The following is an 11151-nucleotide window of genomic DNA, read 5'->3' on the forward strand; positions in this document are numbered from 1 at the left end:
CTCAAAGCTCAGGTTATTTACACTGTTTTTTAAACAGCGCCATGGTTTCGATATGTCCCGTATGAACAAACATATTCATTAAGCCAAGCTTTTCTAATTCAAAGCCTGCCTGCGCTATTACCAAAGCATCGCGCGCCAGTGTCACAGGATCGCATGACACGTATAAAATACGGGTAAACTGCGTCAAGGGTAATTGCTGCAGAACCTCAAGTGCACCAGGCCTTGATGGGTCCAGTACCAACACATCCAGATTTGCGTCGAACCAAGCAGCCTCTGTAATCGACTGGGTTAGATCAAAACAGTGAAACTGAACATTACTGATTTGATTAGTTTGCGCATTTTGCTGAGCCATTGCAACCGATTGCGCTTCACCTTCTACCCCAATCACATTTTTTGCTTGTTTTGCGAGCACCAATGAGAAATTTCCCACCCCACAGAAAAGATCGAGGACACTTTCATCGTTACTCAGCTGCAGCCAGTCTGTCGCTTGGCGCTGCATTGCTTCGTTTACTGATTGATTCACTTGAATAAAGTTGTTCAATTTAAACTCAAGTGTTAAGCCGAATTCATCAAGGTGATAGTATGGCAACTGAGAGTACACAACTGGCGTCTCGCCATCGTCGAAAAGGACCTGACAATTTTCCAGCTCATTTTGTAACGTTTCGCGAGTCGAAGCGGACAGTGGCTTTGTATGACGACACAACACATAATTATGGTTGTCGGCCTGACAAAGCTGAATATGACTGATCAGCCTAAACTCACTTAGCGACTGTGCAAGCGCACTTAACGTATTAACAATACGATCAAAAGGCGACACCAATACGTCACACTGCGCTATTTCGATAATCTGCTTCGACTGACTTGCTCTAAAGCCCAACTTCACGCTTTTGCTTTGTTTATCATAAATACACGCCAAACGAGCTGCACGGCGATAATGAAGCGGCATAGAGGTGATCGGTGCTTGCCAAGGTAAGTGTTTGATATTTGCAAAACGTGCAAAAAGTTTTTCAACTGCATGTTGCTTTTCATTGAGCTGACCATCAACACTTTGATGCTGCAAGCTACAACCACCACACTGCTGGTAATGCGGGCAAAACGGCTTAACACGCTCTTTAGAGGCATTAAGTACTTTGGTCATCTTCGCTTCCAACAATTTTGACTTGGCCTGTACAACCTGTGCTCTCACTCGCTCGCCAGTCAAGGCACCTGCCACAAAACAGACCTTACCTTCGTGACGAGCAACACCTCGCCCCTGATGATCCATTGACTCAATGTTTAATTCTATTTGCTTTGACGGCTTAGCAGCTTTCTTAGCACGAAAAATCTGTGCCATTGGGTTCCTCATTTGTTTGCTTATCACGTCGGTAAAAGATAATCTTAGTTACAGATTTCTCTGCACTTTTTTGACCCTATGACAAAATTAAACCTGCGTGACAGTATTTTACTACTCACTCTTTTGCCAACTCTTTTGGTTGGCTTGCTACTTGGTGGTTATTTTACTATAAATCGCTACGTAGAGCTTGAGGAAATTCTGATAAGTCAGGGAAATCGCATTGCAGATTCTCTGGCCATGTCAGTAGAATACCCAATAGAAAAACAAGATAAAGCACATTTACACCGCATTTTAAGCCAAGCACACAATAAACACGCACCACTGGTAAAAAGTATCGCGCTGTTTGATAAGCAAAATCAGCTTATTCTTACCAGTAATTATCATAGTGAATTCGACAAATTACATTATTTTGGTGAAGTGCAAAAGCTACAAACCACCGAAGTTACTACACTAAAAAATACCTTTGTGTTTTATTCACCAGTTAAAAACCATTTAGCCAAAAAAACCGATTGGCACAGTGCAGAGCCAGCTACGCTCGCGATTTTAGTTGTAGAGATCAGTAAAGACCAAGCGTTGATATCGCAGCAGCGCGCGCTGATCTTGAGTGCTATTGTTATTATTTTCTCCTTTTTACTTAGTGTTATGTTGGCCATGCGATTATCACGTATGCTGACCAAACCGATTGCCAGTTTGATTTTAGCCACAGACAAGCTCAACGAAGGTAAACAAGACATCGCTATCAATGAGCCGATGCGGGGTGAGTTTGAGCTGTTGCGCCAAGGCTTGATTGTTATTGGCAGAAAGATGGCCAATCAAAAAGACGAAATGCAAAAGCACATTGATCAGGCAACTAGTGATTATCGCGAAACCCTAGAGCAGTATGAAACGCAGAATATTCAGCTCAATATTGCCAAAAAAGAAGCACAAGACGCTAACCGCGTAAAATCGGATTTCTTGGCTAAAATGAGTCATGAACTTAGAACGCCGCTCAATGGGGTCATAGGCTTTACTCGTCAACTTTATAAAACACCATTAAATAAACACCAAAAAGATTATTTAGATACCATAGAGCTATCTGCAAATAGCCTGCTTACCATCATTAGTGACATCTTGGATTTCTCAAAACTAGAAGCCGGTGCAATGGAATTGGAGAATATTCAATTCGAGTTACGCGATGCAGTCAATGAGGTCATGACCTTATTAGCACCAAGCGCCCACGACAAACAGCTAGAATTTTCGATTTCTGTTAATCGCCAGGTGCCCGACAACTTAATTGGCGACCCAACGCGATTTAAACAAGTATTGACCAATCTAATTAGTAATGCCATCAAGTTCACGGAAAAAGGCTCAGTCAAAGTGGATATTAACCACCGCTTGATGGATGAATCTCAGTCCTCCTTGTTAGTGTCTGTCAGCGATACAGGAGTTGGTATTGCGCAGGATAAACAAGACGCGCTATTTACACCGTTTGCTCAAGCCGATACCAGTATCACCCGTAAATTTGGCGGCACCGGCCTAGGTCTTATCATCACTAAGCACATTGTTGAGGCGATGAATGGCCGTATCACTCTGAACTCAGCACCTGGAAATGGTACCTGTTTCTCATTTAATGCCGTCTTTGCCCTGCCAAACCGTCTCTACAACGACGATTTACCAAGCAAGCCGCTGGAAAATAAGCGCGTGCTTTACTTTGAACCGCAAGAGCATACTCATCATGCTGTTATGGCTCAGCTACAAGCATGGGACATGCAAGTAACACGCTGCCTCACCGAAGAAGAGTTTGATACAGCCTTGGCGCAAGATTTTAATTACGATATCTGTCTAATCGGCTCTATGGCAAGCGTCGATCAAATGCAGACGGTTAAGAGTTACATCAAGCAAGCACGCGGCTCCGCAGACTACTTATACTTGATGGTTAATACAGTGTCTCATAATATGCGTGAGGCGCTTATTGGCAGTGGTGCTGACGCTTGTTTAAGCAAACCGCTTAATCATAGAAAACTCTGCGAAATGCTTGCAGCACCTTATCGTTTAGACCACCCAGACATGAGTGCCAATGAAATCGAAGCTACCAGTTTACCACTTAAAGTGCTCGTTGCAGACGATAACGATGCTAACTTGAAGTTGATCTGTACTTTGTTAGATGAGCAGGTAGAGGCAATAGATACCGCACATAATGGCGCTCAAGCAGTCAGTTTATGTAAATCAAGGAAATACGACCTGATATTTATGGATATTCAAATGCCCATAATGGATGGTATAAGCGCCTGTAGAAGCATAAGAGATTCGTCCTTAAATGAGGATACCCCTATCATCGCCGTCACCGCACATGCGCTTGCGGGCGAAAAAGAGCAATTGCTTAAAGATGGTTTTAGTAACTATATGACTAAACCCATAGATGAAGATATGCTCAAACAAATTATTTGCGACCATAGCGCATCTTCACCAGTCGCGAGACAAAAAAATATCGAGAGTCATCAGCACAGTGTGCCGCCATTTAATAGCCAAATGTTAGATTGGGGATTAGCGTTACAGCGCGCGGGTAATAAACCTGATTTAGCATTGGAGATGCTTAACATGCTGCTTTCTAGCGTGCCCGAAACGTTGCAGCAGTTGGAGTCTGCACAAGACGCAGAGGATCTCCCAACGTTGCTCAAAGTAGTGCATAAGTTTCACGGGGCATGTTGTTACACTGGCGTGCCAACCCTGAAGAAATTGGCCGAAACCATTGAAACAGGATTAAAACAAGAAAAACCACTCAGTGATATCGAGCCTGAGCTATTTGAGCTGGTTGATGGACTCACTTTATTGCTTTCTGATTCCGAGCCCACACAATCCAACTGACCTTTATGTTCACACTCTTCTATTCGCTACTTTTATGCAAACAACCATAGAAATAGCGAATAGAAGAGTGTGGCAAATGCCTCCTAGCACACCAGACAACGCTTCCCGACAATTTATTACACTTTCTAACAGCACTTTTCCAAGTCTTGTAACAAACTTCTTACATTCTAAATTCTCGCAACCTTTAACTTACGAAAGGAATTCTGTATGTATCCCATCAAGTCAGCACTTACCTCTGCTGCCATCTTCACTCTCGCTTTTACTTCTTGTAGCCACGCCATTGAAACGTCATCTGACGAATGGCAAGTTCGTCTAGGAGGAGGAGCTGCCGCTGCAGATTTGCCATGGAAAGGCATTGAAAGTGAGCTGATCTCAATTCCCATTATCGATATCCAAAAAGGAAACTGGTTTATCAACAAAGACAGCTTAATTGGCTATCGCTTCCCTATTACCGAGGATTTATCTGTCTACTCCGGATTGGGCTATCGTCAAGACGGCTATGACGGCGTGTTCCGAGATGCGAAATCTGAGGACGAGGTTTTTGAAGGGTATGACGCACCGGATGGCGATGTTACCGTTAACTATGGCGTCACCTATTTGTGGTTTACGCTCGCTGGTCACAGTGATATTTCCGATAATTCAGATTCAACCACGGCTACTTTTTCGGTATCAATCCCACTGTACAACGATGGTCGAGGATTTAAAATCTCGGCAGTAGGTAACGTAGAGTGGCAGCAATCTGATTACGTCAATTATATTTACGGGGTAAGCGGGAAAAACATCGATATAAGCCGTGGTCGAGTGGGCTATTTAACTGCTGATGACGCCGTGAATTATTCGGCAGGGTTTACCGCACATTATCAGTTAAAAACACAACTCAGTTTGGTTGGTGGGATAACACGAACTAAGCTCGATGATGCTATCGCCAATAGTCCTTTGCTAGACAGAGACACCAGTGACCTCGCTTATGTTGGCCTAGTCTATCAATTTTAGGCTGTTGCCTGAGTTAAAATTAAATAAAAAACCCAAGTTAAACTTGGGTTTTTATCATAATGCTTATTCACATCATCAAATAGTTTAATCGCTTTCGGCGCTTTCCGCTTCTTGATTATGTAACTCAAGGCTTGCAGACATCGCAGCTTCACGATTAGACTTTGCCGAATCGTTTCGCAATTCATCAATGTGATTGAGGTAGTTTTGGTCAACATCACCTGTGATGTATTGACCATCAAATACCGAAGTCTCAAAGCGAGCTATCTCTGGGTTTTCTTGACCAACGGCTGCAATCAAATCACTTAGTGATTGGTAGATCAAACCGTCCGAGCCAATACTCGCATTGATATCTTCCACTTCACGACCATGAGCGATTAGCTCTGATGCAGAAGGCATATCGATACCATATACGTTCGGGAATCTTACCTCTGGTGCTGCTGATGCAAAGTACACGTTTTTCGCACCCGCTTCACGCGCCATCTCAACGATTTGCGCTGATGTAGTGCCTCGTACAATCGAATCGTCGACAAGTAGCACGTTCTTACCAGCAAACTCTCTGTCAATTGCGTTAAGTTTACGACGTACAGACTTCTTACGCAGCTCTTGGCCTGGCATAATAAAAGTACGGCCAATATAACGGTTCTTAACAAACCCTTGGCGATAAGGAAGCCCTAGCACGGAAGCAATTTCAAGTGCGATATCACATGATGTTTCAGGAATTGGGATAACCACGTCGATATCTTTATCGCCCCACTCAGTTGCGATTTTCTCACCGAGCTTGGTACCCATATTCACGCGAGTTGCATAAACAGACATTTTATCAATGTTTGAATCTGGACGGGCAAAATATACAAACTCGAAGATACAAGGTGCAAGCATCGTTTTAGCTGCACAGATCTGAGAGAAAAACTCACCTTTTTCGGTTACGTAAATAGCTTCACCAGGTGCAACATCTCGCACAAACTCAAAGCCATCGGTTGCCAATGCAACACTCTCTGAAGCGAACATGTATTCCATGCCACGCTCAGTTTCTTTCTTACCGAAAACAAGCGGACGAATACCGTGAGGGTCTCTAAATGCCAAAATACCATGGCCGATGATCATCGCGATACTCGCGTAACCACCAGAAACAATAGACACAACCTCCGTTACTGCCGTAAACATGTCTTCCGCGTCTAATTTCATCTTGTCTGTTTTGCCAAGCTCGTGAGCTAAGATGTTCAGCAGGATCTCAGAATCAGACGTAGTATTAACGTGGCGACGCGCTTGAGTAAACAAACGCTCTTTTAATTTTTCTGCATTGGTTAAGTTGCCGTTGTGCGCAAGGGCAATACCAAATGGAGAGTTTACGTAGAAAGGTTGAGCTTCTGCTGAGCTTGAAGAACCAGCAGTAGGATAACGTACATGACCAAGACCAATGTTGCCCTGTAGGCGTTTCATGTGTCTTGTATGAAATACGTCTTTCACTAGACCGTTTGCTTTTCGTAAGCTAAACGTATTGTTGTCAATGGTAATAATGCCAGCCGCATCTTGGCCGCGGTGTTGCAAAACAGTTAAGCCGTCATAAATCGCCTGATTAACAGGAGATGTTCCGACTATCCCAACGATACCACACATTAAAAATTTCCTCGCCGATTAACGGTTTACTGAATCTAAAAAGCTCGAGTTATGTTCAAGATAGGAGAAAAACCACTCTATCACAAAGCCAAATTCAGGAATTAAGTTTGATGTTTTCCACCACTGCGTGTCTGGTGCACTGGTAAACGCATCAAGGAAAAAGAGTAAGGCGCTAACGACCAACACACCTCGAAGTCCACCGAATACAATCCCAAAGATCCTATCGGTGCCTGAGAGCCCAGTTCTTTGAACCAGTTCACTCAAGACATAATTAACAAGCCCACCTAACATCAAGGTCGCAAAAAAGAGTATGGCTATTGCGGCTGCATTTCTTAAAAGGGGTTCTGAAATGAATGTTAGGAAGGTTGCGAGATATTGGTAAAAAATACTAGAGATGAAAAAAGCGCCGATCCATACGACAAGTGACATCGCTTCTTTGACAAAGCCTCGAAGCAAGCCAAAGATAGTCGATAAACCAACAATACCAAGAATGGCGTAATCAACCCAGATCATAGTAACCAATAAGTCGTTAATGTGGGGCGCATTCTAAAAGGTTTGGCATCTAAATGCCAGATCATTTTGTCACTTCAAATTGCGTCAAACGACCATTTAACTTAGTTAATTTCTTTAATTCTGGTAACTTAGCTTCAAGTTCAGCTTTATTTAAATCTGGTCCGACAAACACTTTTGTCAGTGTACCATTGGGCGTTTTAACGGGTTTAGTAAAGGTTTTAAAGCCATTATCTGCAAGCTTCTTCGTCAGCGCATCGACGTTCGACTTATGTGAAAAGCTACCAAGCTGAATAACGTAAGCCATTTTTGAAAAGTTAGCAGTCTCAGGACGCGTTAATTTTGCCACCTCAACTTTGTCGGTCGTTACGACGGGTTTCGCCTCAACTTGTGTAGGTGACGTATCTAATTGCTGCGTATTGGCTAGCGTTGCCTCTTCTGTGCCTTCCAGCTTAGCATCATCGGCGTCAATATCTTCCAGCGGCTCTGAGGGCAACTCAGGCGCAAGCTTGGCTTGCGCATCTACTTTTTCTTGCAGATCAATGGTTTTGAACTCAGGTCTTTCAGGGATCGCTTGAAATCCTTCCTTGTAGTGGACCTTTTCACCATCAAGGATATTAGGAATAAAGATCACCGCAGCTACGACGACGATACTTGTTCCAACAAGGCGATTTATAAATACTGAGTTCACAACTTTACTCTCTACTTTACATTAAATCATCTATAACTATTTTCGCCAGTACTCCATTGCCTCAGCAACGGTAAAGAACGAACCAAATATCACTAGTACCTGCTCGCTCGCAAATGTATCGAGCTGAGTATCAAGTGCTGCTGTAACGCTATCGAATAAGGTGACATTGCAACTAGAGTCAAGCAATGGCTTAAGGTTTTCCGCACGCTCTCCACGAGGCCCTGAAAGTGAAGCTAAACTCCAGCTATCTACATATCGGCTGACTTCTTTCAGCACACTGGCTTTGTCTTTATCCGCAAGCATAGCGACTAAGGCATGAATTTTAAACCCTTTTTGCTTGAGTTCTTGTAACTTAGTTGCTAAATATCTTGCAGATTCTGGATTATGAGCAACATCGGTATACACCAGCGGCGTGGTATTGAGTTGCTGAAAGCGGCCTTCTACTTGCAAATTTGCCAAACAAGTCTTCACTACATCATAGCTAGGTAGCAACTCTAGTTTAGCTAATACCGTTAACGCTGTCGCAGCATTTTGTGCTGGAATAGCTGGTTTGTCGAAGTGCCAATCAAAATCAAGATATTGCCATCTAAACTGAGAACCTAGCGGGGTAAAATAAAAATCGCGCTTTGATAACACCATATCTGCGGCAATTTCATCGCCATAGTCTATAACCGTATGTGGAATATTTAAATCACCAACGATTGCAGGCTTACCACTGCGGAAAATGCCAGCTTTGTCATAGCCTACCAGCTCTCGGGTATCACCCAGATACTCTTTATGATCTAAATCGACAGTCGTGATAACAGAGGCAAATGGCGAGACTATATTTGTCGCATCAAACCGCCCGCCTAAACCCACCTCAAGCAAAATATAATCAACCTTACAGCGCTTGAAAATACTTAACGCGCCAAGCGTACCAAACTCAAAATAGGTCAGCTGAGTGTCTTTGCGGGTGTCATCGAGGAATTTAAATGCATCGATATGATACTGATCTTCAAGCTCTGCCCCATTCACTCGGACACGCTCGTTGTAGCGTACTAAATGTGGTGAAGCGTAGGTGCCAACAGAAAACCCTTGTGCGAGCAACAACGACTCTAAGCACCTGGCTGTTGTGCCTTTACCATTGGTTCCACCAATTAGAATAATTTTACTGAAAGGCTCAAGTAATCCGGCTTGCTCGGCAACTTGTGCTACACGCTCAAGTCCCATTTCAATGGTGGCTGGATGAATTGCTTCTAAATAACAAAGCCAATCATCAAGGCTTGATGATTGGCTAGGCTGGTTAACCGTCATAAGTTGAGTAGCTCAATTTGAAAAATTTACGCTACTCTATGCTCTTGTTCAGTGGAAGGCAAGTCCATAAACTTCGCCAAAATACGCGCTAACGTATCACGCATTTCACGACGGTCGACGATCATGTCAATCGCACCGTGCTCTAATAAGAACTCACTGCGCTGGAAACCATCTGGTAAGGTTTCACGTACAGTTTGTTCGATAACACGTGGACCCGCAAAACCGATAAGTGCTTTTGGCTCTGCAACGTTGATATCACCTAGCATCGCTAATGATGCTGAAACACCACCCATTGTTGGGTCGGTCAATACTGAGATAAATGGCAAGCCTTTGTCACTCATTTTTGCCAATGCAGCACTTGTTTTTGCCATTTGCATCAATGACATAAGTGCTTCTTGCATACGTGCACCTCCAGATGCAGAGAAACAGATTAATGGCATGTTATGTTCTAAACAAACGTTAACTGCATCAACAAATCTCGCACCAACAACTGACGCCATTGAGCCACCCATAAAGGAGAACTCAAAAGCAACAGCAGCAACAGGAATACCCTTTACACGACCTTTCATTGCAACTAAAGCGTCTTTCTCACCGCTTGCCTTTTGTGCTTGAACAATACGATCCGAGTATTTTTTAGAGTCTTTAAACTTTAATACGTCTTGTGGCTCATGCTCTGTGCCAAGCTCTTGACGATCTGCATCATCTAAGAAACTTTCAAGACGTTTACGTGCCGTAATACGCATGTGATGATCACACTTCGGACATACGTTTAACGACTTTTCTAATTCCGCTTTGTATAGGATTGAATCACAATCTGTACACTTTGCCCAAACCCCTTCTGGGATCTCTTTTTTACCAGAAGATTTAGTGGTTTTAGGTAAGATCTTTTCTAACCAACTCATTTGCAACTCTCTATCGTGCTTTATTCTGTTCCGTCAGCAAAGACAGACATCTTTTCCCAATTAAATCATGATTTAGCTATAGGTGATATAAAAAACTGGTCTTAAGAGTATAAGGTACTACATAAATATGACCGTTACACTAATTCCTCAGGCAAAAATAATGGCCCAAGCGGCATCTTTTCTATTTGCCATTGTTCAGGGTAGTCCACATCAACTAAATACAATCCGTTAGGTTTTGCCGTAGCACTTGCTAAGGTGCGGTCTTTGGCAACAAGCAGCTCCGCCATCCACTCAGGCTCTTGCTTACCGACACCAATATCAAGTAAACAACCTGTAATATTGCGCACCATATGATGTAAAAATGCGTTCGCTTTAATATCAATGACGATATATTTGCCAATGCGTTTCACCTCTAAGTGATGGATATTACGAAACGGCGTATTAGACTGGCAATGTACCGCCCTGAAAGAAGTGAAATCTTGCTCCCCTATCATCACAGGGCATGCTGCTTTCATTCTTTCAACATCAAGCTCGTGGTGAAAATGCGTTACGCCACTGCGTAAAATACCCGGCCTGTAGGTGTGATTATAAATAACGTAGCGGTATCGACGAGCTGTCGCAGAAAAACGAGCATGGAACTCAGGGTCGACTTCTTTAGCAAATCGTACCGCAATGTCGTCAGGAAGCTGAGAGTTCATTCCTAATGTAAAGGCACTCATATCGCGAGCAGAATCCGTGTCAAAATGCACGAGTTGACCCGTTGCATGAACGCCCGCATCAGTGCGCCCCGCGCAAGTTATCTCAACGGGATGATTACAGATATTCGATAGCGCTTTTTCTATTTCTTCTTGGACACTGCTGACATGATTTTGCCTCTGCCAACCACTATAATTTGCACCATTATATTCAATGCCTAACGCTACTCGCATACTTTTTCTATCGCAACCCATAACAAAAACGACATTTTA

The 11151-nt window shown here is 43.3% G+C and carries 9 protein-coding genes; 2 read left to right on the forward strand and 7 right to left on the reverse strand.

The window, feature by feature from the left end:
• Nucleotides 1-13: 13 nt before the first annotated feature.
• Nucleotides 14-1333, reverse strand: a complete 1320-nt coding sequence (rlmD, locus tag A587_RS0114130) for a 23S rRNA (uracil(1939)-C(5))-methyltransferase RlmD (protein WP_017218105.1) — start codon at nucleotides 1331-1333, stop codon at nucleotides 14-16.
• 78 nt (nucleotides 1334-1411) lie between these two features.
• On the opposite strand from rlmD, the gene barA reads away from it, so the two are divergent.
• On the forward strand, nucleotides 1412-4177 hold the full coding sequence (barA, locus tag A587_RS0114135) for a two-component sensor histidine kinase BarA (protein ID WP_017218106.1): 2766 nt from the start codon (nucleotides 1412-1414) through the stop codon (nucleotides 4175-4177).
• A 207-nt stretch (nucleotides 4178-4384) separates the two neighbouring features.
• Nucleotides 4385-5170, forward strand: a complete 786-nt coding sequence (locus A587_RS0114140) for a MipA/OmpV family protein (RefSeq protein ID WP_017218107.1) — start codon at nucleotides 4385-4387, stop codon at nucleotides 5168-5170.
• Nucleotides 5171-5254: 84 nt separating this feature from the next.
• On the opposite strand, the gene purF is transcribed toward A587_RS0114140, so the two are convergent.
• The 6 genes from purF to truA form a co-directional block, all read right to left on the reverse strand.
• Nucleotides 5255-6787, reverse strand: coding sequence for an amidophosphoribosyltransferase (gene purF, locus A587_RS0114145; RefSeq protein WP_017218108.1), 1533 nt, complete (start codon nucleotides 6785-6787; stop codon nucleotides 5255-5257).
• Nucleotides 6788-6805: 18 nt separating this feature from the next.
• Nucleotides 6806-7300, reverse strand: a complete 495-nt coding sequence (locus A587_RS0114150) for a CvpA family protein (protein WP_010369359.1) — start codon at nucleotides 7298-7300, stop codon at nucleotides 6806-6808.
• A gap of 61 nt (nucleotides 7301-7361) precedes the next feature.
• Nucleotides 7362-7988, reverse strand: coding sequence for an SPOR domain-containing protein (locus A587_RS0114155; RefSeq protein ID WP_017218109.1), 627 nt, complete (start codon nucleotides 7986-7988; stop codon nucleotides 7362-7364).
• A 36-nt stretch (nucleotides 7989-8024) separates the two neighbouring features.
• On the reverse strand, nucleotides 8025-9281 hold the full coding sequence (gene folC / locus A587_RS0114160) for a bifunctional tetrahydrofolate synthase/dihydrofolate synthase (RefSeq protein ID WP_017218110.1): 1257 nt from the start codon (nucleotides 9279-9281) through the stop codon (nucleotides 8025-8027).
• Nucleotides 9282-9307: 26 nt separating this feature from the next.
• Nucleotides 9308-10183 carry an acetyl-CoA carboxylase, carboxyltransferase subunit beta gene (gene accD, locus A587_RS0114165; RefSeq protein ID WP_017218111.1) on the reverse strand — a complete coding sequence of 292 codons (876 nt, stop codon included), beginning with the start codon at nucleotides 10181-10183 and terminating at the stop codon, nucleotides 9308-9310.
• A gap of 134 nt (nucleotides 10184-10317) precedes the next feature.
• The gene (gene truA / locus A587_RS0114170) at nucleotides 10318-11112 is read right to left on the reverse strand and encodes a tRNA pseudouridine(38-40) synthase TruA (RefSeq protein WP_017218112.1); all 795 of its coding nucleotides are present in this window, start codon (nucleotides 11110-11112) and stop codon (nucleotides 10318-10320) included.
• Nucleotides 11113-11151: the final 39 nt, after the last annotated feature.

It is taken from the genome of Pseudoalteromonas sp. NJ631 (genome assembly GCF_000276645.1).
Taxonomy (GTDB): domain Bacteria; phylum Pseudomonadota; class Gammaproteobacteria; order Enterobacterales; family Alteromonadaceae; genus Pseudoalteromonas; species Pseudoalteromonas piscicida.

Bases quoted from the DNA above. Each gene is read 5' to 3' on its own strand.
- rlmD (WP_017218105.1), bottom strand. From the start codon at position 1,333: ATGGCACAGATTTTTCGTGCTAAGAAAGCTGCTAAGCCGTCAAAGCAA.
- barA (WP_017218106.1), top strand. From the start codon at position 1,412: ATGACAAAATTAAACCTGCGTGACAGTATTTTACTACTCACTCTTTTG.
- A587_RS0114140 (WP_017218107.1), top strand. From the start codon at position 4,385: ATGTATCCCATCAAGTCAGCACTTACCTCTGCTGCCATCTTCACTCTC.
- purF (WP_017218108.1), bottom strand. From the start codon at position 6,787: ATGTGTGGTATCGTTGGGATAGTCGGAACATCTCCTGTTAATCAGGCG.
- A587_RS0114150 (WP_010369359.1), bottom strand. From the start codon at position 7,300: ATGATCTGGGTTGATTACGCCATTCTTGGTATTGTTGGTTTATCGACT.
- folC (WP_017218110.1), bottom strand. From the start codon at position 9,281: ATGACGGTTAACCAGCCTAGCCAATCATCAAGCCTTGATGATTGGCTT.
- accD (WP_017218111.1), bottom strand. From the start codon at position 10,183: ATGAGTTGGTTAGAAAAGATCTTACCTAAAACCACTAAATCTTCTGGT.
- truA (WP_017218112.1), bottom strand. From the start codon at position 11,112: ATGCGAGTAGCGTTAGGCATTGAATATAATGGTGCAAATTATAGTGGT.